The sequence below is a fragment of the Salinibacillus aidingensis genome, from assembly GCF_055393355.1.
The window spans coordinates 2,922,545-2,948,466 of the sequence record NZ_AP043759.1 but is presented as its reverse complement, the minus strand read 5'-3'; the positions used below and the strand labels follow the sequence as shown (position 1 = coordinate 2,948,466).

The window sequence follows — 25,922 nt, the reverse complement described above, 5'->3', positions numbered from 1 at the left end:
TTTAAAGCAGTATCGCTCGGGTAGAGTAAATTTATAAACTCAATCGGTTGATTCTGATCTAATCTATCAATGATTCGTTGTGATACTTATGGGAAGTAGGTGGAACAGTAGGGAAGTAAGTATCCTGTCCAACCTGACTATTTAAAATCGGGACAACGTACCTGTCCCTCCGTCCCACCACCAAAAACTATTTAACCGAAAAATTCTTCTCCCAGCCACCTGGATAAAGCTCATACCGCACACCGCGATACACCCAGGCGCCCTGAGGAAAGTCTGACATCACTGCCTCAAACACAACCTCAGCATCCTGATCATCAGTCACTTCAATAATATGACTCCGCTCGCCTTTAGCAACGTGCCCGAAGCCAAGCAGACGGTTGCCGGTGTCCTCCATATATTTCGCGCTACCGACGATATTCGTGAACAGCTCTTCACCGCGCTCCTCACCATAGGACCAGATAATCTCAGCGGTCTTTTCCTTCTCATTAATCCGGTACTGAACGCCGGCGCTGTAATCCTTCGACAGATCCTCATTTCCGCGGGTGACAACGGTGTTATTATCATAGATGAGCAGATCTATCGTATCCGGATTGTTATCGAAGTCCGGCATAATCGTTGCATCATGCTGGCCGGCTGGATATTTGAAATCCTCACCAACGCCTTCCACAACTAAATCCGCATAATCGCCTGTCCAACCCTCAGAGTCAGCCAGAATCCACTTAATCTCGTTCGTCTCGTAATCGATTTTCATCACTGTATCCGAGTTACGCCCGGAAATAATTATGCTGTCATCACTTTCATCATAGACGACCGAATTCTGGTGGAACCAGTCCGTCAGCCCATCCTTTTTCGGCGTGCTGTCGTAGTCCGTGTACATCTCTTCCGGAACGAGCGCCTTCAGATCAATAACCTTAACCACTTCACCGGTTTTGCGGTCGATCTCGATCATCGTGTCTTCCATATAATTGCCTTTTCCGTCATTCACGGTTAAAAGTAAATTCCCGCTCGGAAGCTCCGCGATATCGTGGTGGATCAGCGTGGACTCCATGCCATCCTGCTCCGCCTGGGCCGCCTCCTCGCTAATCTTAAAGGCATTAAACAGCTTCCCGATAAAATTCGTCTCAAATAAGCGGTTATACGCATTGCCGCTATTGTCTTCCTTACCTAAATAGAGAAGATTCCCATTCTCCAATTCCTTCAGCACGTGGCTGTTGTAGCCAGAACCGTACCAGCGGATGTCCCCATTTGCATCAAAAGCATAGGGATATTTCGTACTAGGAATCGCAAACGTCAAACTCGTGTCCGCCAGATCCATTTTTTCCTTCTGCACTTCCTCCACCTTAATGGTAGGAATGTAATCCGGCAGCGGATCGGTCTCTAAATTCAAGGTTTTCTCAGAAGTTTCCCCTGATTCCGTGGTTACGGTAAGATGAACTGTGTTTTCAGCATCAGGATACAGCCCTAAAATTGGAATTTCGTGATAGGTCTTGTAGCCATCAAACGTATTGGAAATATCCGCATCATCCGTTTCTCCCTCAACTGTTACCGAAACCTGAGCAGGCTCCTCGGTCGAAAAAATCGCCAGCGCGGATAATGGAGAACGATTGTAAGGATCCAGCTTCACATAAGGCTCTGCAAACGTGCTACCTTCACTTTCCTGCAAAATCGTCTCCTCCAGCTTTTCCTGCTCGTCCAGCAAATCCTTCGCAACCGTAGGCGGGTACTCATAATTCTCCGCCTGGGTAGTCGCCTCCTGTGCCGGATTGTCCCGGTCCATAATCCAAAACACAACCCCAGCAGCTATAATCACACCAACAATAAAAATTATACTCTTTTTCATAACTCTCTCCCTCTATTAATCTAATTTACACTTTTTGTTTTAAACCGTAAGTCAATCGTATTATACCATTCATGGACAAGGGATTATATATTAGGAAAGGAAAAAATGGTAGGTAAATATATGGATTTTATCTCGAGGTCGGGACTGATGATTGAAATAAGCTCAGGTTGACGGATAACAGAGGCGAGTTGATTGATAAAGAGCGCTTATTGATTGATAAAATATACAAACTGACTGATGCCAGCTCCAGTGATTGATAGAAAGTTAAAGCCGGCGGATGCCGGCCCCGAATCAGTTGATAAAAAGCCCAATTTAATTGAAACTAAATCAAAACAGGTTGATAGAAACCAAAAATCGACCGATGCCAGATCCGCCGACCGATAAAACCCTAAAACCAACGGATACCAGCCCCATCCCGCCCGATACCGATCTCCCCGTTCCTATAAACTCCCCATCTCCAACCTAAGCCCCGCTAAAAAAGCCACTCCCCCCTGGATAATGCTCCATACATTTCCTGCACATGAGATTATTGGCCGATGACAAGCCTTTGTCCCCTTGTTATAATACAAAAGAAGACAAAGGGAGACAGAAACCTCGCAATTTATCCGCAATTAATACATAATATAATAAATTTCCCAAAAATATTTACATAAAAATGAGTTTCTTAGGTGATACCTCCTTACCTTTATCAATGGAGCTACTCGGCTGTGCTGTGGGTGGAGATCAGACTCTCGACCTTAGACGCTTGTCGTCAGGGGTGCAGAGTGAGGAAGGGTTAAATGCCCATTTCATTATGTGTGAATATTTATGAGGTATGTATCAATTGTATGGATAAAGACGTAATGAAAGCGCACAAGCTCAATGTGCTTTTTCATTACGTCTTTATCTTGGGACTGTCCCCATATGCTTTAAAGCGTTAATGCGTTAATTAACCGAGGGACAGTCCCCGAAATAAAGAGGGAGCTGCCCAGCAAGATTATTCGACAAAATTCGGGTGGTGACAGGCACCAGCCCAAATGATATAGTAATAATGTTTAGTTTCAGAGATTTTCGCTAGACAATGCAACAAAAAACTCTATCAAAAAATCCAATAAACATAGATCACAGTACGCATTACGGAGGTGCGAACCACTAAAATGGAAGAAACCATATCATTGAAGGAAATTTATCAGACGTTAAAAAAGCGTGCACTTTTAATTTTATCCATAACGTTCAGCGCTGCATTTATTGCGGCTATTATCAGCTATTATTTTCTTACACCGATTTATCAGTCTTCATCCCAATTTATTGTCAATCAGCAGACCGAAAATCCACAGGGAGAATATAACGTTAATGATATTCGGACCAATGTGGAGATTATCAATACCTATAATGTCATCATTAAAAGTCCGGCGATTCTGGATAATGTAGTTAGTGAGTTAAACCTGGACATGTCCGTCGATGCACTGGAGCAGAAGATTCAGGTGAACAGTGCGGAAAACTCGCAGGTCGTGAATGTGGTTGTGCAGGATCCTGACCCGGATCGAGCTGTACAGCTGGCAAACACGATTGTATCCGTCTTTCAGGATCAGGTGCCCGTGCTCTTAAACGTGGATAACGTCCAGATTTTATCGGAAGCCCAAATAAAAGCCGACCCACAGCCGGTCAAACCGAATCCAATGTTAAACATCGCCATTGCCCTGGTGCTTGGCGCCATGATCGGTGTTGGACTGGCCTTCTTACTTGAATACCTGGACAACACCATCAAGACCGAAGAAGATGTAGAAAGAACACTGGAGCTGCCCGTATTAGGTGTTGTTGCTCAAATTTCCGACAGCGACATTCGGCCGGCAGGCAAACGAACACCAAACCTGCGAATGGACAGAAAGCGTGGTGGAACCTTTGGCGCGTAAAAAGAAACGATTCAGCGAACGAATCAGACAAATTATTGCCCATAAAAATCCGAAGTCACCGATATCCGAGCAATATCGTTCCATCCGAACCAATTTACAGTTCGCCTCGGTGGATCGTGACCTCGAGACACTCGTGGTGACGTCATCCGGTCCATCGGAAGGAAAATCCCTGACGACCGCGAATGTGGCTGTTGTCTTTGCACAGCAGGGGAAAAAGGTCCTTTTAGTGGATGCAGACCTGAGGAAGCCGACTGTGCACTACACGTTCCAGGTGGATAACACTACCGGATTGAGCAACTATTTAATCGGAGATGCGGATCTGGAATCGACAACCTCACAGACGGAAGTGCCCAATCTGGATGTCGCTACCTGTGGACCGATTCCGCCCAACCCGTCCGAGATTTTAAGCTCGAAGCGGATGCAGCAATATATAGCAGAAGCGAAGGAAGCCTATGATATCGTCATTTTTGACACACCCCCGGTATTGGCTGTGACCGATCCATCGATTCTCGCCAAGGAATGTGACGGTGTGCTGCTTGTGGTAAGAAGCAAAATAACTGAACATGAGGCAGCAGAAAAATCAAAAGAGCAGCTTGAGCAGGTACAGGCGAGAATTTTAGGGGTTGTCCTAAACGACCGGGAAGTCAAAGAAAGCAACTATTATTACTATTACGGAAACAAATAACACGTAAAACCATAACCTATCCAAGCGTTAGGCTGTGGTTTTTTTATTCATTAGTACTATTCTCTCACTCTAAAAAATACAATAAGCCTTAGAAAAAATCTTAATTTTTCCATTCTAAATCAGGAGGAAATCTCATACAGTTTTATGACAATCCATCAAAATCGCGAATTCAGAGATGATTTTCGCTAAATTCAGAGTTAAAATAAAACAACAAACGACACAAAACAATCGTTTTATACAAAACAACAGAATTTTCTCCCCTTTCAAATTATGGAAACCGGTGGTAAAATAGTACCTGTTCATTAAAATGTACGTTTAGTTTTGGAATGGAAAGGGGGAACGTGTATGATTGACATTCATTGTCACATTCTCCCCAATCTCGATGATGGGTCGAAATCGGTGGCTGAGAGCATGAAAATGGCCCAGACCGCTGCGAAAGATGGGATTTACACCATTGTCGCAACTCCGCATCATCTGGACGGGAGATATAATAATACCGGACATGAAGTGGAAGAAGCTGTACAAGCATTAAACGAAGCACTTGAGGATGAAAATATACCAGTTACCATAGTCCCCGGGCATGAGACGAGGATCAATGGGGATATGGTGGAACGATTAGAGAGAAATGAAATCCTGCCATTAAATGCTGCCAGTAAATATGTCTTTGTCGAACTTCCATCCAATCATGTACCGCACTATACCAACCAATTATTCTTTGATATGCAAGTGGCCGGCTACACACCGGTGATTGTGCATCCTGAGCGGAATTCCGCCCTTATACAGAAACCGGATCAGCTATACAGTCTCGTCAAAAGCGGCGCACTCACTCAGGTAACCGCAGCCAGTGCAACCGGCAAATTCGGCAAAAAGATCCAGAAATTCACAAAAGACATTCTAGAAGCAAACCTGACCCATTTCGTCGCCTCCGATGCTCATAACACCACATCACGAGGATTTCACTTACTGGAAGCTTACGAGCAGATTAAAAAGACATTCGGCAATGAAATGGTTTTTCAGTTAATGGAAAATACAGAGAGATTAATGGATGGCCAGGCGGTTGTTGGGGATCAGCCGCACCGAATCACACAGAAAAAATTCTTTGGCCTATTAAAAAAATAAAGAGATAAATAGATAAAGAGAAAAAGTTAGCGTCATACCATTCCAAAACCATATATAGACACTTAACACCAGAGAAGCAGGCGTTTGGGGAGAATACGGGATTCGAGCGGAAAAGTTTTGCCTGCGATTCAAGGTGGTTTTTGAGTTGCCTAAAAAGCGCAAGCCCTTATGTCTATATGAGCTTGATCGAGGATACCCAACCGTCAGCATACACCCTGAGTGTGTGTTGTTCGTGCCTGGGTATCCTTTTCTTTTGGATATTTGGATATGGTAACACTTACGATTCATAACGAATGAAGAAACCATCATTAAGCGGGTAATGTCTCCTTACCCCTATCAACGGAGGCACTCGGCCATTCTGTGGGTGAAGCAAATCCTCACCTTAGCGCCCGACGCAAGGGAATGGTGTGAGGTTCGGGTTCGATGCCCAATTTTCCACAAAATTAGACGAATAGATATATAGAGGAAATAAATGGTCAACGAAAGGCCATGATCATCATGTGGTTTTCCGTGAACCATTTAATCAAAATCTGGAAGGGGATAGACGAGATGAAGACTGTCAAAAAAGCGATTATTCCTGCAGCTGGTCTGGGCACACGCTTCCTGCCAGCGACAAAAGCGATGCCGAAAGAAATGCTGCCGATTGTAGATAAGCCGACCATTCAGTACATAGTGGAAGAGGCGGTGAAATCAGGCATTGAAGATATCATCATCGTAACCGGAAAAGGCAAACGCGCAATTGAGGACCATTTCGACAACAACTTCGAATTAGAGGATAACCTGATGAAAAAAGGCAAGTACGAGCTGCTGGAAAAAACGAAGCAGCCCGCACAGGTGGATATCCACTATATCCGTCAGAAGGAGCCTCTGGGGTTGGGCCATGCGGTCTGGTGCGCACGGAAATTCATCGGAAATGAGCCGTTTGCGGTATTGCTCGGGGATGATATCGTACAAGCCGACACACCAGCCCTCCGTCAGTTGATTGAGCAGTATGAAGAAACCGAAAGCTCTGTTGTGGGTGTGCAGCAGGTAGCGAATGACGAGACCCATCGTTATGGAATTGTGGATCCGAATACGATTGAAGGCCGCCGTTATCAGGTGAATGACCTTGTGGAAAAACCTGAGCCAGGAACCGCGCCATCAAACTTGGCGATCATGGGACGTTATATCCTAACCCCGCAGATCTTCCCATTCCTGGATAAGCATGAAAAAGGTGCAGGCGGTGAGATTCAACTGACCGATGCGATTAAGCAGCTGAATGAGCATCAGTTTGTTTATGCTTACGATTTTGAGGGGAAGCGGTATGATGTTGGGGAGAAACTTGGGTTTATCAGAACCAGTATCGAGTTTGCGCTGCAGAATGAAGAAATTGGCGATGAGGTAAAAGAAATTATCCAGACGCTGGCATCAGAGAAAGCAAATGTTTAATCGATAAACTTGGAGGTCAAAGACATGAATATAGCCGTAGTGGGAACAGGCTACGTTGGATTGGTGACAGGCGTTACTTTGTCTGAAATCGGCCACCATGTAACATGTGTGGATATTGATGAAGAAAAGGTAGCAAAAATAAAGATGGGGATTTCCCCAATTTATGAACCTGGTCTTGATGAACTAATGCAGAAAAACATGGATGCGAATCGACTGGATTTCACAACCAATCATCAAGATGCTTTTAAAAGTGCAGATGTAATATATATTGCAGTTGGCACACCTGAAAAGGAGGATGGCTCGGCTGACTTATCCTTTGTGAAAAATGTTGCTGTGCAAATCGCGGAAACCGTAACGAATGATGTGATTGTTGTAACGAAAAGTACGGTTCCAGTTGGTACAAATGATAGACTAAGAGACCTTCTCAATAAAAATCTGGACAACAACGTCAAAATAGAGGTTGTATCCAATCCAGAGTTTCTTCGTGAAGGTTCTGCCATTAAGGATTCCTTTGAAGGTGATCGAATCGTGATCGGCAGTGACAGTGAAGAAGCAGCTGCTACGTTAGAAAAAATCAATGAACCCTTTGGTGTACCCATCTACAAAACAGATATCCGCAGTGCAGAAATGATTAAGTATGCATCCAACGCATTTCTCGCAACCAAAATCAGCTTCATCAACGAAATTGCCAACATCTGTGACCGTGTCGGTGCCAATGTGGAAGATGTAGCAAAAGGAATGGGGCAGGATAAGCGCATTGGACCTCAATTCCTTAATGCAGGGATTGGTTATGGTGGATCCTGTTTTCCGAAAGATACAAAAGCACTCATTCAAATAGCTGGAAATGTTGAGTATGATTTCAAGCTGTTAAAAGGTGTAGTGGACGTAAATAAACAACAGCAGTCACTCCTTTTAGATAAGTTGAATGAGCGTGTTGGTTCGATTGAAGGGAAGAAAATTGCTGTTTTAGGACTTGCATTTAAGCCGAATACGGATGATATGCGAGAGGCTGCATCGATTATTGTTACGGAAAAGTTGATTGAGCAAGGTGCAGAAGTTGTGGCTTATGATCGGATTGCGATGGAGAATGCGAAAACAATCCTTAATTCTAATGTTGAGTATGCCGATCGTTTAGAGGATGCGATTGGAGATAGTGATGCAGCTTTAATTTTGACCGAATGGGATGAAATTAAGAAGATAAATCTGGATATCTTTAAAGCTATGAAGTATCCCTTAGTGATTGATGGCCGAAATGTATTTTCGCTTGATCAAATGAAAGAGTGTGGGGTTGAGTATCATTCTGTTGGGAGACCAGCTGTTGAAATGGTACAGACAGGCACTTATGTATAAGTTAATTCACTTGATGGGAAAGTAGGTGAATGGTCCTTGGAAGTATCGAAGTCAAAGGAAGAAATCGCAGAGAAAAGGATTCAATATTCGATTCATGAACAGATTCAGACGAATAATAAAACTTCTTATTTATTCTTTAAACGAGCCATAGATATTCTGGGTTCGATTTTTGGTATTATTATATTATCTCCATTATTTTTGATGGTTTCTTTATTAATAAAGATTGAGGATTCTAAAGGACCGGTTATTTTTAAGCAGAAAAGAATAGGTAAAGATGAGACAAGTTTTTATATGTATAAATTTCGTTCAATGGTTTCTAATGCAGAAGAGTTGAAGGAAAAATTAATTGAACAAAACGAAGCGACAGGGCCTGTGTTTAAAATTAAGGAAATCCCAGAGTCACAAGAATTGGCAGATTCATCAGAAGGACAAGTATTGATGAGTTACCGCAATTATTTAATGTATTAAAAGGTGAAATGACTCTTGTGGGCCCGAGACCGCCACTTGTAGATGAGGTTAAGGAATATACCAGTTATGAAAGGCAACGATTGTCTGTTCGACCAGGACTTACTTGTTATTGGCAAGTTAGTGGTAGAAGTAATTTGAGTTTTGAAGAGTGGGTTCGGCTAGATTTACAATATATTAAAAATAGAAGCTTTTGGTTGGATATGAAATTAATACTTAGGACATTTTTAGTGTTATTCGGTTCAAAAGACGCATACTAGAGGTGAAATAAATGGACTTAGATTCTAAAATTTATGTTGCTGGCCATAGAGGTTTAGTTGGATCAGCTATAGTAAGGAAACTTAAGGAAAAAGGGTATACAAACATTATATATAGAACCAGTAAAGAGCTGGATTTAACAGACAGAACTCAGGTTGATCAGTTTTTTGCAGAAGAAAAGCCTGAATACGTATTTATGGCTGCAGCAAAAGTTGGAGGGATTGTCGCAAATAATGAGTATCCTGCTGATTTCATTCGTGACAATATTATGATACAAACGAACGTAATAGACGCTTCCTACCAAAATAATGTAAAGAAACTGCTCTTCCTTGGCAGTACATGTATTTATCCGAAATATGCGCCACAGCCTATGAATGAAGATTCGCTGTTAACAGGTGAATTAGAACCAACAAATGAACCTTATGCAATTGCTAAAATTGCAGGAATAAAAATGTGTGAAGCTTATAATCGCCAATATGGGACTAACTATATTTCCGTGATGCCGACAAATTTATATGGTCCTAATGATAATTTTGATTTAGAGACTTCGCATGTTCTTCCTGCTTTAATAAGAAAGTTTCATGAAGCTAAAATCAATTCAAAACACACAGTCGAAGTCTGGGGCACGGGAAATCCTAAAAGAGAATTCTTACATTCATATGATTTAGCAGATGCTACTGTTTATCTAATGAATCATTATGAAGAGAATCAATTCGTGAATATAGGTGTAGGGAAGGACTTACCTATAAAGGAATTAGCAGAAAAGATAAAATCTGTAGTTGGATATGAAGGTGAAATTGTCTTTAATACAGACAAGCCAGATGGTACGCCTAGGAAGTTAGTTGATGTTACCAAGCTCAGTAATACTGGTTGGGAAGCATCAATCTCCTTAGATGAAGGATTGAAGAGTACCTATGATTGGTTTTTAAATAATATAGAAAATGGGACAAGAGTTACTAAGTAATGGAGGTTAATATGAAGAAAGCATTAATCACAGGAGTCACGGGACAGGATGGGTCTTTCTTAGCTGAATTTCTATTGGATAAAGGGTATGAAGTGCATGGTATTATTAGGAGAAGCTCAACTTTTAATACAGAAAGAATAGAACATTTATATATTGAGGAATTAAAATCAACAGAAAACTTTTATATTCATTATGGAGATTTGACGGATACTTCAAATGTGATTCGACTTATTAATGAAATAAAGCCGGATGAAATTTATAATTTAGCAGCTATGTCTCACGTTAAAGTTTCGTTTGAGACTCCTGAGTACACAGCTGATGTAGATGGAATAGGAACACTTAGGATTCTAGAAGCTGTTAGAATCCTTGGTTTAGAGAAAAAGACGAGAATTTATCAAGCTTCAACTTCTGAATTGTACGGTAAAGTTCAGGAAGTGCCTCAAAGTGAAACAACACCATTTTATCCACGATCTCCTTATGCTGTTGCGAAACAGTATGGTTATTGGATTACAAAAAATTATCGTGAATCATATGGGATGTTTGCAGTTAATGGCATTTTATTTAACCATGAATCTGAACGACGTGGGGAGACTTTTGTTACACGTAAGATTAGTTTAGCAGCTGCTCGGATTGCACAAGGTAAACAAGATAAGCTTTATCTTGGTAATTTAGATGCTAAACGTGATTGGGGTTACGCAAAGGACTATGTAGAGTGTATGTGGTTGATTTTACAGCATGATACACCTGAAGATTTTGTTATTGCTACTGGTGAAATGCATACAGTACGTGAATTTGCTACATTGGCATTTAAATATGCGGGAATTGAAATTGAATGGAAAGGTGAAGGTGTTGAAGAAGTTGGTGTGAACAAGGCCACCGGTGATATTATGGTAGGAGTTCATCCTGACTTTTTTCGTCCTGCTGAAGTTGAGCAATTGTTGGGAGATCCTACTAAAGCAAAGAATAACTTAAAATGGAATCCAACCAAGACTTCATTTGAGGAATTAGTTAAGATTATGGTCGAGGCTGATATGAATAATAGTGATTACAGAAGCTGAACCTTATCCACTAAAAATGAGGTATTTCAATATGAATAATTCGTGGGCACCAATTATTTTATTTGTATATAACAGACCAGAAAACACATTGAAGACATTAGAAGCATTAAAAAATAATAATCTGGCACAAGAAAGTGAATTATATATTTATTCTGATGGACCAAAGAAACATGAAGACTTGAAAAAGGTAGAGGAAGTTAGAAATATTATTAATGATATTAAGGGTTTTAAATCTGTATACATTTACTGTTATGAAGAAAACCAAGGTTTAGCCAATTCAGTAATTAATGGTGTTACTAAAGTATTTAAAAATTACGATAAAGTAATTGTGTTAGAAGATGACTTGTTAACATCAAAGAACTTTTTAACTTTCATAAATGAAGCTTTAAACTTTTATAAGTTTGATAATGATATATGGTCTATATCTGGTTATACACCTAACCTTAGTTTTCCAGATTCTTATCAATCAAATATCTATGTTTCTCCAAGAGCGAGTTCTTGGGGATGGGGAACATGGAAGGATAGATGGAAACTAATAGATTGGGATATTAAAGATTATCATGAATTTAAAAATAATGGTAAGTCAAGAAGATTATTTAATTATGCTGGTAATGATCTATCACCAATGCTTGATGATCAGATAAAAGGTATTATTGATTCATGGGCTATTAGATGGTGCTATAATCAATTTAAATTAAATAAATTAACAGTTTATCCAAGACAATCATTTGTAGTTAATATTGGCTTTGATAATGATGCTACACACGGTTCTATTGGTAAAAGCAAGTATCAAGTAAACTTAGCAGAGGAATACGAAGGTAATCTTGAAAGAGTAAAATTAGATCCTGAGATAATAAATAATTTTAGAAAAAAGTATAATCTAAGCTTCTATAATTACATTGGAAGAGCTTTAAAGAAAATAGGAATTTATAAATTAATAAAAACTATAATGAAAAAAATACGTCTTATATAAAGAGAAGTGATACTTTGTCCAAGGAAAATTTAAAAAAGAAAAAAAAACTGATTTTTATTGGGCCTTTGCCTCCTCCAATACATGGAGAAAGTATTGCCTTAGAATCATTATACAAATCTAATGAACTACATGACCTGTTTAATGTTAGAAAAATAGATACAAGTAAACACACAACAGATAATGCTGGGGTTTTTACTCTTTCTAAAACAATAATGGATATGGCAAATATCTTTCGCGCTTTTATGTCATCACTACTTTATAGGAATTCTATTATATATTTATCAATATCACAAACAAAACTAGGTCTTTTTAGAGACTGTATAATAATTTTTTTGTGTAAATTATTTGGTAACTGCAAAGTGATCACACATTTACATGGAAATAATTTAGCAAATGTAATTGATGAAACAAATGGTTTTCTTAATAAATTTATTTCATATACTTTAAAAAAAGTAGACATTGGCATAGTCTTAGGCAAAAAATTATCAAAAAACTATAAAGGTTTAGTGCAAAAAGTAAAAGTTGTTTCAAATGGTATTCCATTTAACTTTATTAAAACGGATGAAATTCATTCAAAACCAAACAAGGACTTTTTTTCCATTCTTTATTTAAGTAATTTAATGGAAGAAAAAGGGTATATTGATCTAATTAAGGCTACTACTGAATTAATAAATGAAGGCTATAATCTTCAATTAAATTTAGCTGGCAGTATTTTTAACAAAGAAGATTTTAATGAAGTACTACAATATATAGAAAATAAAAAAGTTGATAAGTATATAACCTATTGTGGAATAAAAAAAGGTGATGAAAAGAAAGATTTGTTTTTGGGTGCTGATGTTATGGTTTTACCAACTAAATATAAAGTTGAAGGTCAGCCAATGTCAATCATAGAAGGTATGGCAGCAGGATTACCTATAATTTCAACTAATAAAGGAATAATAGCTGAATTGATAGCAGGTTGTGGTTATATAATTCAACCTAGTGTTAAGGATTTAAAGGAAGCTATAAAAAAATTGTATAATGATAAAAATGAGCAATTGAAATTAGGGAAGAGTAGCCGGGATATTTATGAACATTATTATACAGAGGAAAAGTATATAGATTCACTAATAAAGACTTTTCAACAAATATAAGTTTTATAAGGAAGAGGAACATGCCAAAAAAAAGAATTGCATTCGTTGTTAATTATTTTTATCCTGATCTAGCTTCAACTGGGCAACTAATGACAGAGTTGTGTTTTGATTTAATTGAAGATTTCGACATTACAGTTATTGCAGCACAACCAGGATATGCTGGTGAAACTGTTCAAACAAAAAAGAGATACGAAGTAGAATATCTGGAGAATGGTATAAAGGTTATAAGAATCAAATTACCATCAGTTAAGAAAACTTCAAAATGGAGCCGAATAAAATATATCACTTCTTATTTTATTTTTGCGTTAATAGCACTTATTAGGGAAAAGAATATTGATATTATATATACTATATCACAACCTCCTATTCTAGGAGGATTAATCGGAACAATAGGAAAGTTCTTCAAAAGAAAGAAGCATCTCTATAACATTCAGGATTTTAATCCGGAGCAGGCAGAAGCAGTTAATTACACAAATAACAAACTAATTTATAAGTTTGCGATAAAGCTAGATAAACTTAATTGTAAGTATGCTGACCAAATAGTGTTAGTTGGAAATGATATGGTAGAAACCTTAAAGAATAGATTCAAAAAAGGGAATGTACCCAATTATACAGTTATTAATAACTGGATAAATGAAAATGAAGTTACTCCTCTACCTGAAAATACTGATGAAATTGAAAAATTCAAAGAAAAGTATGGGTTAAGAAATAAATTCGTTGTAATGTATTCCGGTAACATTGGATTGTATTATGACTTGGAAAATATTATTTCAGTAGCTGAACAGTTCACTCAAAAGGATATTATCTTTCTATTTATAGGTGATGGAGCTAAAAAGAAGGAACTTGAGGAATATGTTAATAATCATAGATTAGAAAATGTAATGTTTTTACCTTATCAACCGAAAGATTTTATTAAGTATTCTTTAAATGTTGGTGATCTTCATCTTGTTGTTAATCAAAAGGGGATAAAAGGGGTATCTGTCCCAAGTAAAATATATGGGGTTATGGCTGTTGGAAAACCTATCTTAGGAGTTATTGAAGAGGGTAGTGAAGCAGAAAGGCTTATAACCAAAAGTAGAAGTGGGGTAGTAGTAGAACCACATAAATATAATGAAATTGTTGAAAAAATAACCTACTTTTATAAACTGAACAAAAATAAACGAAGTGAAATTGGCTTAAGAGGCCGGAGATATCTTGAAACTTATTTAACAAAGGAATTATCAATTACTAAATATAAGAAAATATTAAAAAATTTATAAATTTGTATGCAAGTAATATTACTCTATATTAGTTGATAACCCGGAGGTGGGTGGATTCTCAAAAGTTAATATTTATACTGAGAATACTGTGAAATTAGTCAGATATCTAGAGAAGTACCACCAAAATAGATAATAATTTGATGGTCTATAATTCATATGGGTTATAAATTAAAGGAGAATACTATGAAGAAAAGTAACTACACAAGCTTAGCATTCAAATTAATTGTCTTTTTCGCTGTAACCACTTATGCAATGTATTTAGATATAACAATTATAACAAATAGAATATCAGCTGCCTTATCCTTGACTTTCTCATTTATTTTTTTGTATAAATGCAGAAAAAATGTTCCATTGTTTATTGTTGCTTTCTTCATTTTCTACTGTAATTATAGTATCGTTGTAGGAGAATACTTTATTGGGGGGAATCTTGGTGTACCAACTGAAGAAATAAAAACAACAGAAATTTATGGATTAACAATAAGAGTGTTATTAATATTTACTAGTATAGTATCTTTATTTTTTAAATCTAGGATAGCAAATATAGATAACTTTAGAATTATCCCGAGAGATAACATTATTATATTTTATGGATTATTATTAGTCTTAATATACATTTTTCTATTCGGTATTAATAGAGGTGATTTTTCAACATATACTATAAGCATCACACCTATGTATGAATACTCAACCATTATGTTTTTAGTTGCATATTTCTTTTCAGGGAAGTCATCTATAAGAAGGTATTTATTAATTGGGATAATGTTTCTATTCATCTTGCAAGATTTTTATTACGGGGGTAGGATAACATCACTTCAACTTATGATACTATTTTTAATGTTATTTTTGTTAGAAAGATTATCTGTAAAATTAATTTTATTAGGAGGGAGTATTGGGATATTTCTTAATAGTTTAATTGATGTTTACAGACAACAATACTCGTTAGAATCAATTAATCTTATAGGTGTTGCCACTAATTTAGTAAATAACTTTTTTGTTTTCAATACACCAGTTTATGCTTATCATGCATCAGCGACACATGTTGCCGCTGAGCTTCTAGTAACTATTAATGATAAAATTAACTCCTTTTTTATGTTTTTAAGTCATATATTTTTAGGAGCAAGTAATGATATGGGTGATGTTACCCACTATGTTAAGGAACATTATTTTTACAATCACGGTGGTGGATTAATACCTTCTCATTTTTATTTTTGGCTTGGGTGGTTAGGGGTTATTCTTATCTCAGTAATAGTTGTAATTATCCTGAACAAGCTAGGTTCCCGTAATAATCACTATCTGAAAATTGTTACGGTCACAATTATATTTTCTGTACCCAGGTGGTATTTATATACACCCCTTAGTTTAGTTAGACCAGTATTAATCGTATCTGTATTATTTATAATCTTTAATATTGTACATCACATTATAAAAGGAAGTGTAGGTGAACAAAAAAATATTGATTCATCGTCACTTTCTGTGAAAAATATACAATAAACATGAAAAAACTCGCTATTTCTTGGCAATTCATTTCATGGGGACCAATCAATGAACTGGAGGAAATAGCGAGTGAAAGCTAATATAAGTTTACCACTAGGATTGCCGGAATTTATGATTTTAAAAACAGACCATTCAAAAAAAGAATACTACTAGAGGTGGAAACGATCGAATCACCAAATCGATGCATTCACTGCGGTTTTTCAAACCTTAAACGACACGACAAACGTCTACGAAGAGTAAGGAATATGAATCTATTTCATAAAAATTTGCATCTACTCATTCATGTCAAACGATCGCGTTGTCAAAACTGCAAGGAAGTGTTTAGTGAACCTTTATCATCTGTACAATCTGGAAGCCATCAAACCTATCGATTGCAGGAGCACATATTTGAACAATGTCGTGATACAACGATTAGTTATGTGAGCCGTCAATTGGCGATGAGCTACAAAACAATCGAACGTATCTATTACAAAATGGCAAAGAATGAATTACAAGATGAACAAACTTCTAGTGTAGTTGGCATCGATGAATTTGCCGTTCGAAAAGTTCACCGTTACGAAACTGTTGTGACAGGTATTATAACGGGTAACGTCCATGAAATGGGCGCAGACCGTGACTATCAATCAGCTCTACTATCAATCAGCTCTTGAGATTATTGAAATGTTGAAAGACATAGTTTAAAAACCCTTGTTATGCACATGTGGCGGCTATTCCATAAAGCTGACAAATAGTTATATACAGGTGTCCCAATCGTGATTGATAAGAATCATGTAGTTCAAAAAGTGAATCACGCCTTTGATCAAGTCAGAAAAGCTCATAATGCCCAGATTAAAGGACTTAAAAAGGGTAGATTTGCCTTATTAAAGCGCCTTTGTCGTCTAACCGAAAAACAACATCAAAAGCTGGAAGAATACCATGAGGAATCACCAGAAATCGCTCATGCTTATTACTTAAAAGAATGGTTTTATGACTTCTATGAACAGTCAACATATGAGGAGGCTAAAGCATTTTTAAATACTTGGATTGAGCAAGCAAGGATGAGCCCTTTCTTAGCATTTCATGAGTATACAAAAACGTTGGCTACATGGAAGATTCATATCCTAGAATATTTTCGGTTACCTTATACAAATGCCAAAACAGAAGGAACGAATCATAAAATCAAAAATAGAAAACGGATTTCTTACGGATTTAGAAACCCAGAACATTTTCGAATTAGAGTAAAGCTAGAATGCTCTCAGAGTAACAAAGAGTTACATCCTTCTTCGGCTTCCAAAAGCGTAGTTGATGTCGCTTAAGGATCAAGACAAAAGCGCTTGACCCTTGCGCTCCATCAACTGAATGGTTGGTAAGCGCAGAAGGGATTCTACTGACCTATGGAAAGGCCTGAAATGTGCGAGTTCACAGAATATGACGAAGAGCCAAAATATTATTTAAAAAGTTAATAGAGTTATGGCGTCACAATAAAAGGAACCATATTTAAATATTTTATTTAAGGAGCACTTATCATGCTGGATTTTATGATAATAGGTGCACAAAAGTCAGCATCTACTTTTATTCATAGGTGTTTGGAAGAACATCCTGAGGTTTATATGCCTCAAGATGAAATCTCTGTATTTGAAAACCCAGACTATCACATGGAAGGGTTAAAAAAGTTAGAAACTATTATAGAAAATAGTAATGCACCGATAAAAGGTATAAAAAGACCTAACTATTTAGCTAAAGAGGAATGTCCTAAAAGAATCAGGGGTTATTCAGAAAATATTAAATTAATAGTTGTATTACGTAATCCTGTAAACAGAACTATATCTGCATACTATCATTATATGAGAATGGGCTTTTTACCAATAACACCTTTGGAAGAAGGAATAAAAAGTATATTAAATGGGTCTTTAAGCAAGAAATATCAATCAGCTAAGGATATTATAGAATACGGTTATTATTATAAACATATTGATCTATATTTAAAGTATTTTAATAAAAATCAAATATTGGTTATGTTTGATGAAGATATTAAAATGGATTCTATCAATACTTTGAAGAGAGTATATAATTTTTTAGGAATACAGAATAAAACTTATATACCTAATTCTTTAACTAAGAAACCTAATATGGGGATGTATAACCTAAATCGTTTAAGAATAAATAAAATAAAAAATAAAATTATATATAAATATAATAAAACTAATACTCGGTTAACTCAAAGGTCGGGACCAATAATAAATTTGTCAAAAATTTTATTTAGAGGCATTGATGAACTTGTTTTAAAAAGGATATTTTCTGAAAAGAAACCAGAACTAAGTTTTGAAATCAAAAGTAAACTTTATAGTGTTTATGAGGAAGATTTAAATAACCTAGAAAAGCTTTTAAAAATAAACCTTAGTCATTGGAAGGTTTAGGCAGTGTTGGAATTTTGATATAAATACTGAAATTATTAAATTATAGATAAATAAATTGAAAATTTATATGAGGAAGATTAAATATGACCAATAGAACTATTTGGATTGCTGATAATGTTTATAGTGGTCACCATAAATTATATATGGATACATTAAATGAATTGGATAATGTTAATAATATATCTCATGAATTAAGGTTTTCTTCGAATAGAAAAAATATAAAAAGATATATAAAAGAGAGAAGAGATTTCCTTAAAAAAAGCTTAAATAAAATAAATAATGGGGATGTTCTACATCTTCTATATTTGGATAATTTATATACAATAGGACCATTTAGTTTTGGTAATAAAAAGGTAAAGATAGTTGGTACCTTACATCACTACCCACAAACTCGAAAAAAGATGTTTCTGTTAAAACTTTTTTCAAAAAACTTAGAATATATAATAGTACACTCAAAATTTATAAAACAAAAACTTTTAGAGAATAAAATAAAAAATGTAATTGTTATAGATTATCCAGTTTTTAATGATTTTGAAGTCGAGTCTAAGCAAGTTATCCGAAAAGAGTATAACATTGATTTAAATAAGCTTGTTGTTTCAATTTTAGGCGGTACTCGTAAGGAAAAAGGATTGGATTTACTCCTTGAGGCTTTTAAGTATTTAGATGATTCATTAAAAAAAACAATAAAGTTAAATATTGTAGGAAAAGAAGAATTTTTCTCTAAAGAATATATACAAAAAAAAATAAGGCAGTATAACATAGATTGTCGATTAGAATTGGATTTTATTGCTAATAAAGATTTTGTTAGAAACATTGTAGTATCTGATTTATTAGTTCTTCCTTATAAAAGTGATTTTACTGGTAATAGTGGTCCAATGACTGAAGCGGTTTACAGGGATATACCTATAATAGGGCCAGATGAAGGTAATCTAGGATTTTTAATTAATTCATTCAACCTAGGATATACTTTTAAAAGTGAAGATCCAGCTGATTTATCTTTCAGAATTAAAAAATTCTCCCAAGAAAATTGGCAACAATCTATTGAGACAAAAAGGTATAAAAAAAATCTAGAGCCTTCATTATTCTTAGAAAAACATAAACAATTGTATAATAAAATATTATGAATATGAGGAAGATATTATGCCTCAAAAGAAACAATTAGCACGTAATAGCGGTATATATTTTATAATTAATATATTACAAAGGGTATCAAATTTTTTAGTATCGGTACTATTAGCACGAACCCTAGGTCCAAGTAACTTTGGAATATTCTCCTTAGCACAAACTGTAAAAAACTTCTCACAAAAAATAGGAATGTTTGGGCTAGGTTTAAATGCTCAAAAGGACTTTTCAGGGAAGGTAAATAATGAACAATATAAAAAAATATCACAATATATATTGATTAATTTAGTTTTTGCAATTTCAATTCCATTATTAGTAGTTTTATTATCATCTACAATAGCAAATAATGTTTTTGATGAACCTCAACTAGAAATAGTATTAAAGTACTTTTCAATTATTATTGGTGTATCTATTGTATCAAACTTCCTAGTTTCATTGCATAGAGCAAAAAGGAACCTAAGAGATGTTTTTTATACACAACTAATAGAGGGATTTTTTAAATTTATAATTTTATTAGTTTTAACTACAGTAATTGAATTGAAATTATTACATGTTATATATATTTATACTACAGTGGTGTTTTTTCAATTTATATATATAGTTATAAAATCTACAAAACTGGATTTATTTAATGGAATTAGAATAAGAAAACTACCAGCCATTGCTTTTCCCAATAAGGGTATGCTTATTTTAGGTGCCGAGACAACAATAATTAGTATGGGTTATTTTTTTAATCACCAGTTAGATCGTTTGATGCTTGGATTTTTTGATAATGCCACGGTTGTTGGTCAATATGTAGCTATTGTAGCTATAGTTGAAGTTATTTCTGTAGTACAAAATTCAATGCAAAATGCACTAATGCCAATGATTTCTGAATCATATAAAAATAAAAATTATGAAGATATCAAGTTGTCATATTTCTTTATGGTGAAGATAGTGACATTTTTAAATTTTGTCTTTGCGATTTTCGCAATCTCCTTTGGTCCTCTTATTATTAAACTATTATATGGTGAGCAATATCTTAATTCATCTATTAGTTTGGTGCTTACTTTATTAGTTTTCATTAAATTTGTCTCTTCTTGGGCAGGACCAACTGGTGCAACATTACTTATGACTGGCAATACAAAATATGAGTTTATGAATACATCTTCAACAATCATTATTAATATTATTGCCAATACCATTTTCATTTATTATATGGACTTAGATATTGTGGGTGCAGCACTTGCGACATTTATGGCCATGGTTGTTATTAATATAATTCAATTATTTCAAATAAAAAAAACACTTTTGTTTAAACCTATTTCAAAATTTCAAATTAGTGTAATGGCACTATTTGTATTATTTTTAATTACCCAAATATATTTGAGTATAACATTTCTAGTTCAATTTATTTTGGTGTTATTCTTTTCATTACTAGTAACTGTAGTAGAATGGTGGTTCTTAAGTATTAGTGATAAGACATTTTTGCGTAATAAAATTCTAAGTAAATTAAAGAAAGGAAAATAGCTGGTCATATGTTTAAAAAAAGTATAAAAAACTATTTATCTAAATCAATAATGCCAAGATTGATTGATCACGATACAGGTTTTGAAGTGAAGGAAAACGACATATTTATAGCATCTTATCCAAAGTCGGGAAATACGTGGATGAGATTTTTATTAGCAAATTTAATCTATAGTAAACAGAGGATTGATTTTGCTAATATAGAAGATTTTATAGTTGATATTTATAAACGAAAAAACAATGAAATTAAACGTAATAATGATATTAATATTTTTAAAACTCACAGTTATTTTAGGCCTAAATTCACGAAATATAAAAGTAATAAGGTAGTATACATTGTAAGAGATGTTAGGGATGTAATCATATCGTACTATCAGTATGTACAAAAAAGGAAAAATACCTCAATAGAGTTTAACGATTTTTATAATCAGTTTTTAGCCGGAGATATCGATAATTATGGAACATGGGGTGAAAACGTCGGAAGTTGGCTAGGAGCTTCTAAGGGAAATTCAAACTTCCTCTTAATTAAATATGAAGATATGTTAGAAGATATATATTCAGAAATGATTAAGGTATGTGATTTTTTAGATTTAAATGTAAATAAATCGGAATTAACCATGGCAATAGAGAAAAGTTCTTTTGATAATTTACAAAAAAGTGAAGTAGAAGTTCAGAATAAAGCTGAAGAGTTAAAGAATACAAACCAAAATATAAAATTCTTTCGATCTGGTAAGAAGGGTCAGTGGAATGACTATTTGACAAAAAAACAGATAGAAATACTTGAGTCACAATATAGTAATCTTCTTAAAAAGTTAGGTTATATTCAATAGAATTATTAACGGAGGTATAGTATGAGATTATTACTTCTTTCAGGAGGATCAGGAAAAAGACTGTGGCCACTATCCAACGATACACGATCAAAGCAATTTCTAAGAATATTAGAAAGTCAGAGTAATAAGCAATCAATGGTTGAACGTGTATGGGAGCAGTTGAAATCTGTAGGATTATCAGATTCTTCTATGATAGCGACATCAAAACTACAACGTGAAATGATTCATAACCAATTAGGCTTGGATGTTCCAGTGCTAACTGAACCAAACCGAAGAGATACCTTTCCAGCCATTGCATTAGCAACATCATATTTATATTCAGTTGAAGAAGTTAACGAAGATGAAACAGTAGTCGTCTTGCCAGTAGACCCATTTGTGCAGGATGATTTTTTTAATAGAGTGAAAGATTTGGATAATGCACTTAACACTTCTAATGCTGATTTGGGACTTATTGGTGTAAAACCTACCTATCCTTCTACAAAATACGGTTATATAGTTCCTAAAATGAATAACAGTGATGGGGTAGTAGAAGTTAGCCATTTTACAGAAAAACCAACAGAGGAAAGAGCAGAATCATTAATAAATGAAAATGCGTTATGGAACTGTGGTGTATTTGCATTCAAACTTGGGTATCTGATGGATGTATTAAAAGAGAAAGGGTTGCCTACTGAATACACATCGCTAAAAGATCAATATAATGATCTACCTAAAATAAGCTTTGATTATGAAGTGGTTGAAAAGGCTAATAGCATTGTTGCACTTCCTTATGATGGCTATTGGAAAGACTTGGGTACATGGAATACATTAACCGAAGAAATGGCGACAACTCAAATTGGAAAAGGTGTTGTAAGTGAGGATTCGGTAAATACTCATTTAATTAATGAACTGGATATCCCGGTTACAGTGCTGGGTGGCAAAGACTTAGTAGTAGCTGCAAGTCCTGATGGCATATTAGTTAGCGACAAAGCATCCAGTCCAAAAGTTAAGGATCTTATAAAGGATTTTGATCAGCCACCTATGTATGAAGAACGGATTTGGGGATGGTCAAGAACATTGGACTATACGAAATACGATGATGAACAAGAGATGGTAACCAAACGAATTTGTATAGAAGAAGGAAAGAATTCCAGCTACCATTACCATAATTTAAGAGATGAAGTCTGGACCATTGTAAAAGGTGAAGGAGAACTAGCCCTTGATGACCAGATCACCAGAGTAAAAGCTGGAGATGTTATTCACCTTCCTGCCGGTAAAAAACATGGTGTACGAGCTATTTCTGAACTCGAATTTATAGAAGTTCAAACAGGTGCAGGTATTAGTAATGATGACTTTAATCGTATATATTTCGAATGGGAAGATGTTATTGCCCATTTTCAAAAATCAAAAGCAACAGTTATTTCATAGGTGATCCTTATGAAAACTGTTGCTTTTTATATTTCTGATTACGGATTTGGCCATGCTTTCAGAAGTATTGCAATAATACGGGAATTGTTTCAGCAATATGGTGAAGACTTGAGAATGATTATTTGCAGTTCTTTTAGCTATGGATTTTTCACAAGAATCTTTAACTGGTCACAATGTTGAGTTTAGAAAAGTGAACACAGATGTAGGTTATGTATCTCTTGCTCTCTGCATAATTATTTACTGTGTGGGTTAATCCCCATTTTCCCACCTACGCTGGCATATGTTTCTCCTTTTTGATTTACCTCATGTCTGATATAATCAATTTTAGCCACTGCTAACATCTCCTTAATAACCTCCTGTCGAACGTTGTTGGTCCAACGAGGAGTTTAAAGTTATTTTGAGAGGTTGGCAAGTGGTTTTTTATTTATATACCCCCCTTTTGGGAACTACATAAATTAACTGCCAAAGACTACATTTTTAGTTTGCCATAAACACAGAATGCCTTCTATTCTAAAGTATAAATTATCTGAATTCTAGAAACAGCTATCTTCTTTGGAATTAATTTAGCTATTTTGCAGGATTTTTGTCATCTTTTATCTAATATATGTAAATAAAACACAGAGGGGGTTTTTAGTATGCCTAAAACTTACAATCTTTTTATCAGCCATTCATGGACATATTCAGATGCATATGATGGTTTAATTGAATTGCTTGATAAGGATGATAATTTTTTATATAAAAATTACTCTGTTCCTAAAAATGATCCAATTCATAATGCTAAGAATGAAAAAGAACTTTATGAAGCAATTAAAAAGAAAGTCAGTCCTAGCGGTGTGGTTATAATACTGGCTGGTGTTTATTCCAGTCACAGCAAGTGGATTGATAAAGAGATTGACATTTGCAAAACAGAATTTATTGTACCAAAACCTATTATTGCTGTAGAACCTTGGGCATCAGAAAGGACTTCAAAACGTGTAAAGGATAATGCGGACAGTATTGTTAAATGGCAGTCAAAATCAATAATTGATGCTATAAAAGAACTGGGATAAATAAAAGTATGTTAGATAAAACACTAGTATGCTAGTGATTTTATCTAATTTGACTTTAATTTAAGAGGTGTTGTTTGTGAATGAAGAAGAGTACGGTGATAATTATAAAGAACATTTGCTAGAACAGTATAAGTTATATGTTCAACTAACAGATAACACAACTGTGCAAAGAGGGAACACAAATAAGTTTTATATTACCGTTCTTTCAGGATTATTGGCTATAGTATCACTTTTTATTAAAAATAACTTTCCAAACACAATGATACTAATTATTTCTTTGTTAGGCGGTTTACTATGCTATACGTGGTACGTACATATAAAGTCGTATAAACAATTGAACACAGGCCGATTTAAAGTTATTCATGAGGTTGAAAAACAGCTTCCTTACTGTTGTTTTTATGAGGAATGGAATCACCTTAAACGAGGAAACGGAGAAAATTATACACGTTTAACTCAGATTGAACAAAAAGTGCCAATTTATCTTGGTTTTCCTTATTTAATAATAGCCCTTTATTATTTATTTGAGGTTTTTTCAATTTGGTAATTGATTTATCTTAATAATATTCCAATTTAAATCATTGCTTAAAAGGCGGATTGTACAATAAGGAGCGATATTTTTGGGTACTTCGGTATTTTTAAGTTATCCTAAACCACATCAAATAGTTCAAGAGAAATTTGTGGAAGAAATTAAGCAATATTTGAAGAGTAGTGGTCTTGAACCAAGAACTCTCGGTGTTACAGATTACGATATGGATGCACCGCTGACAGCAATTAGAAGGTTAATGCTAGAATCTAATGGAATTATTACAATTGCTTATAGACGATATTACATAAATAACGGATCGTTTAAGTATTCGCCTGATCTAGAAGGACAAGACTCGAAAGATATTTCAAATGTCTGGATGACTAGCCCGTATTCTCATATTGAGCCAGCTATGGCCTTTCAATTAGGACTTCCCATACTAATTTTAAGAGAGAAAGGTGTGACTGGAACTTATTTACCAGAATTTGATTTAAATGAAGATACACAGGATTATTTAGAAGGTGCTGAATTTCTCCAAATAATGGAGAAATGGAAAGGATACGTTAGGCAGGTTGTTCAAAGCAAAGGTACACCACCAAGACTATATTATTAGGTAATATAAGATTACTTCTCTTACTAGGATAGGAGTTGTTACACTATTTTTGTCTACTTTGGGTATTAACAATGATCTAAAATAAATTTAATAAAAGTAATGAAGATAAAAAGGAGTGACATTAAGTGAATAATTCGATTAAGGACATTGATAAAGGTCTATTTGATTTATTATGTAAAGTGATTAGCAAAAATCGTATAACGTCAATCAATCAAATTATCACAACAGCTGCTATAGATGGGTACAGTGAGCCAATCGTAAGGGATGCATTACAAACTTTAGTGGATAATGACATGATTTCTACACTTGAACATACTTTTTCATATGGATCGAAAACACAGAACTTTGCCATTAACCCAAAGTTTGACCGTTTTTGTCAACAATAACTACTATTGGCGGCGTGATATCCGTACCCGGTACCACAAATGGACAATTAGGGGTGTTTGTCCCTATGTGGTGGATAGAAAGGGCTTGTGGGATAATTCCTGCAAGTTTATTTTTTTGTATTGAATTAGTTCAAACTTCTATTTTGAGTGTCTTGTGATTGATAAAATATCGTTT

23 protein-coding genes and 1 pseudogene are annotated in these 25,922 nt (G+C 35.1%); 23 read left to right on the top strand and 1 reads right to left on the bottom strand.

Annotated features, from left to right (window positions below; all coding sequences use genetic code 11):
• Window positions 1-187 precede the first annotated feature (187 nt).
• Window positions 188-1,840, bottom strand: a complete 1,653-nt coding sequence (locus tag ACZ5OK_RS15350) for an aryl-sulfate sulfotransferase (protein WP_343838323.1) — start codon at window positions 1,838-1,840, stop codon at window positions 188-190.
• A gap of 1,136 nt (window positions 1,841-2,976) precedes the next feature.
• Between ACZ5OK_RS15350 and ACZ5OK_RS15345 the strand changes: the two genes are divergently transcribed.
• From ACZ5OK_RS15345 to ACZ5OK_RS15235, 23 genes and pseudogenes are all read left to right on the top strand, one after another.
• Window positions 2,977-3,732: a YveK family protein gene (locus ACZ5OK_RS15345; RefSeq protein ID WP_343838320.1), complete on the top strand. Its 756-nt coding sequence runs from the start codon at window positions 2,977-2,979 to the stop codon at window positions 3,730-3,732.
• Window positions 3,722-4,417, top strand: a complete 696-nt coding sequence (locus ACZ5OK_RS15340; protein ID WP_343838318.1) for a CpsD/CapB family tyrosine-protein kinase — start codon at window positions 3,722-3,724, stop codon at window positions 4,415-4,417. The genes ACZ5OK_RS15345 and ACZ5OK_RS15340 overlap by 11 nt, the downstream gene beginning before the upstream one ends.
• A gap of 345 nt (window positions 4,418-4,762) precedes the next feature.
• Window positions 4,763-5,536, top strand: coding sequence for a tyrosine-protein phosphatase (locus ACZ5OK_RS15335; RefSeq protein ID WP_343838315.1), 774 nt, complete (start codon window positions 4,763-4,765; stop codon window positions 5,534-5,536).
• 549 nt (window positions 5,537-6,085) lie between these two features.
• On the top strand, window positions 6,086-6,964 hold the full coding sequence (gene galU, locus ACZ5OK_RS15330) for a UTP--glucose-1-phosphate uridylyltransferase GalU (RefSeq protein ID WP_343838313.1): 879 nt from the start codon (window positions 6,086-6,088) through the stop codon (window positions 6,962-6,964).
• A gap of 24 nt (window positions 6,965-6,988) precedes the next feature.
• Complete coding sequence (locus ACZ5OK_RS15325) at window positions 6,989-8,314, top strand: UDP-glucose dehydrogenase family protein (protein ID WP_343838311.1); 1,326 nt, start codon at window positions 6,989-6,991, stop codon at window positions 8,312-8,314.
• Between the two features lie 78 nt (window positions 8,315-8,392).
• Window positions 8,393-9,039 (top strand): annotated as a pseudogene (locus ACZ5OK_RS15320) (sugar transferase).
• Window positions 9,040-9,050: 11 nt separating this feature from the next.
• Window positions 9,051-10,001 carry a GDP-L-fucose synthase gene (gene fcl, locus ACZ5OK_RS15315; RefSeq protein WP_343838308.1) on the top strand — a complete coding sequence of 317 codons (951 nt, stop codon included), beginning with the start codon at window positions 9,051-9,053 and terminating at the stop codon, window positions 9,999-10,001.
• An 11-nt stretch (window positions 10,002-10,012) separates the two neighbouring features.
• Window positions 10,013-11,059 (top strand): GDP-mannose 4,6-dehydratase, encoded by a 1,047-nt coding sequence (gene gmd / locus ACZ5OK_RS15310; protein WP_343838306.1) that lies wholly within the window; start codon window positions 10,013-10,015, stop codon window positions 11,057-11,059.
• Between the two features lie 31 nt (window positions 11,060-11,090).
• Window positions 11,091-12,032 (top strand): glycosyltransferase, encoded by a 942-nt coding sequence (locus tag ACZ5OK_RS15305; protein WP_343838304.1) that lies wholly within the window; start codon window positions 11,091-11,093, stop codon window positions 12,030-12,032.
• Between the two features lie 14 nt (window positions 12,033-12,046).
• The gene (locus ACZ5OK_RS15300) at window positions 12,047-13,165 is read left to right on the top strand and encodes a glycosyltransferase family 4 protein (RefSeq protein WP_343838302.1); all 1,119 of its coding nucleotides are present in this window, start codon (window positions 12,047-12,049) and stop codon (window positions 13,163-13,165) included.
• Window positions 13,166-13,185: 20 nt separating this feature from the next.
• Complete coding sequence (locus ACZ5OK_RS15295; RefSeq protein WP_343838300.1) at window positions 13,186-14,424, top strand: glycosyltransferase family 4 protein; 1,239 nt, start codon at window positions 13,186-13,188, stop codon at window positions 14,422-14,424.
• Window positions 14,425-14,607: 183 nt separating this feature from the next.
• Window positions 14,608-15,915 carry a hypothetical protein gene (locus ACZ5OK_RS15290; RefSeq protein ID WP_343838297.1) on the top strand — a complete coding sequence of 436 codons (1,308 nt, stop codon included), beginning with the start codon at window positions 14,608-14,610 and terminating at the stop codon, window positions 15,913-15,915.
• Window positions 15,916-16,073: 158 nt separating this feature from the next.
• A complete protein-coding gene (locus tag ACZ5OK_RS15285; protein WP_343838295.1) occupies window positions 16,074-16,568 on the top strand; it encodes a helix-turn-helix domain-containing protein in 495 nt (164 codons plus the stop codon).
• A 102-nt stretch (window positions 16,569-16,670) separates the two neighbouring features.
• Window positions 16,671-17,213, top strand: coding sequence for a transposase (locus ACZ5OK_RS15280; protein ID WP_343838293.1), 543 nt, complete (start codon window positions 16,671-16,673; stop codon window positions 17,211-17,213).
• Between the two features lie 210 nt (window positions 17,214-17,423).
• Complete coding sequence (locus ACZ5OK_RS15275) at window positions 17,424-18,314, top strand: sulfotransferase domain-containing protein (protein WP_343838291.1); 891 nt, start codon at window positions 17,424-17,426, stop codon at window positions 18,312-18,314.
• Window positions 18,315-18,397: 83 nt separating this feature from the next.
• On the top strand, window positions 18,398-19,438 hold the full coding sequence (locus ACZ5OK_RS15270; protein WP_343838289.1) for a glycosyltransferase: 1,041 nt from the start codon (window positions 18,398-18,400) through the stop codon (window positions 19,436-19,438).
• 16 nt (window positions 19,439-19,454) lie between these two features.
• Window positions 19,455-20,945, top strand: a complete 1,491-nt coding sequence (locus tag ACZ5OK_RS15265) for an oligosaccharide flippase family protein (RefSeq protein ID WP_343838286.1) — start codon at window positions 19,455-19,457, stop codon at window positions 20,943-20,945.
• Between the two features lie 8 nt (window positions 20,946-20,953).
• Window positions 20,954-21,772: a sulfotransferase domain-containing protein gene (locus ACZ5OK_RS15260; RefSeq protein WP_343838284.1), complete on the top strand. Its 819-nt coding sequence runs from the start codon at window positions 20,954-20,956 to the stop codon at window positions 21,770-21,772.
• 21 nt (window positions 21,773-21,793) lie between these two features.
• Window positions 21,794-23,176 carry a sugar phosphate nucleotidyltransferase gene (locus ACZ5OK_RS15255; protein WP_343838281.1) on the top strand — a complete coding sequence of 461 codons (1,383 nt, stop codon included), beginning with the start codon at window positions 21,794-21,796 and terminating at the stop codon, window positions 23,174-23,176.
• Between the two features lie 635 nt (window positions 23,177-23,811).
• Window positions 23,812-24,225, top strand: a complete 414-nt coding sequence (locus tag ACZ5OK_RS15250) for a TIR domain-containing protein (RefSeq protein WP_343838279.1) — start codon at window positions 23,812-23,814, stop codon at window positions 24,223-24,225.
• A gap of 76 nt (window positions 24,226-24,301) precedes the next feature.
• Window positions 24,302-24,769, top strand: a complete 468-nt coding sequence (locus tag ACZ5OK_RS15245; RefSeq protein ID WP_343838277.1) for a RipA family octameric membrane protein — start codon at window positions 24,302-24,304, stop codon at window positions 24,767-24,769.
• A gap of 73 nt (window positions 24,770-24,842) precedes the next feature.
• Window positions 24,843-25,361 (top strand): hypothetical protein, encoded by a 519-nt coding sequence (locus ACZ5OK_RS15240; RefSeq protein WP_343838274.1) that lies wholly within the window; start codon window positions 24,843-24,845, stop codon window positions 25,359-25,361.
• 125 nt (window positions 25,362-25,486) lie between these two features.
• Entirely contained in the window at window positions 25,487-25,747 is a 261-nt protein-coding gene (locus tag ACZ5OK_RS15235) for a hypothetical protein (RefSeq protein WP_343838271.1), read from the top strand.
• Window positions 25,748-25,922 lie beyond the last annotated feature (175 nt).

Coding starts and splice junctions, on each gene's coding strand:
- ACZ5OK_RS15350 (WP_343838323.1), bottom strand. CDS start 1,840: ATGAAAAAGAGTATAATTTTTATTGTTGGTGTGATTATAGCTGCTGGG.
- ACZ5OK_RS15345 (WP_343838320.1), top strand. CDS start 2,977: ATGGAAGAAACCATATCATTGAAGGAAATTTATCAGACGTTAAAAAAG.
- ACZ5OK_RS15335 (WP_343838315.1), top strand. CDS start 4,763: ATGATTGACATTCATTGTCACATTCTCCCCAATCTCGATGATGGGTCG.
- galU (WP_343838313.1), top strand. CDS start 6,086: ATGAAGACTGTCAAAAAAGCGATTATTCCTGCAGCTGGTCTGGGCACA.
- ACZ5OK_RS15325 (WP_343838311.1), top strand. CDS start 6,989: ATGAATATAGCCGTAGTGGGAACAGGCTACGTTGGATTGGTGACAGGC.
- fcl (WP_343838308.1), top strand. CDS start 9,051: ATGGACTTAGATTCTAAAATTTATGTTGCTGGCCATAGAGGTTTAGTT.
- gmd (WP_343838306.1), top strand. CDS start 10,013: ATGAAGAAAGCATTAATCACAGGAGTCACGGGACAGGATGGGTCTTTC.
- ACZ5OK_RS15305 (WP_343838304.1), top strand. CDS start 11,091: ATGAATAATTCGTGGGCACCAATTATTTTATTTGTATATAACAGACCA.
- ACZ5OK_RS15295 (WP_343838300.1), top strand. CDS start 13,186: ATGCCAAAAAAAAGAATTGCATTCGTTGTTAATTATTTTTATCCTGAT.
- ACZ5OK_RS15290 (WP_343838297.1), top strand. CDS start 14,608: ATGAAGAAAAGTAACTACACAAGCTTAGCATTCAAATTAATTGTCTTT.
- ACZ5OK_RS15275 (WP_343838291.1), top strand. CDS start 17,424: ATGCTGGATTTTATGATAATAGGTGCACAAAAGTCAGCATCTACTTTT.
- ACZ5OK_RS15270 (WP_343838289.1), top strand. CDS start 18,398: ATGACCAATAGAACTATTTGGATTGCTGATAATGTTTATAGTGGTCAC.
- ACZ5OK_RS15265 (WP_343838286.1), top strand. CDS start 19,455: ATGCCTCAAAAGAAACAATTAGCACGTAATAGCGGTATATATTTTATA.
- ACZ5OK_RS15260 (WP_343838284.1), top strand. CDS start 20,954: ATGTTTAAAAAAAGTATAAAAAACTATTTATCTAAATCAATAATGCCA.
- ACZ5OK_RS15255 (WP_343838281.1), top strand. CDS start 21,794: ATGAGATTATTACTTCTTTCAGGAGGATCAGGAAAAAGACTGTGGCCA.
- ACZ5OK_RS15250 (WP_343838279.1), top strand. CDS start 23,812: ATGCCTAAAACTTACAATCTTTTTATCAGCCATTCATGGACATATTCA.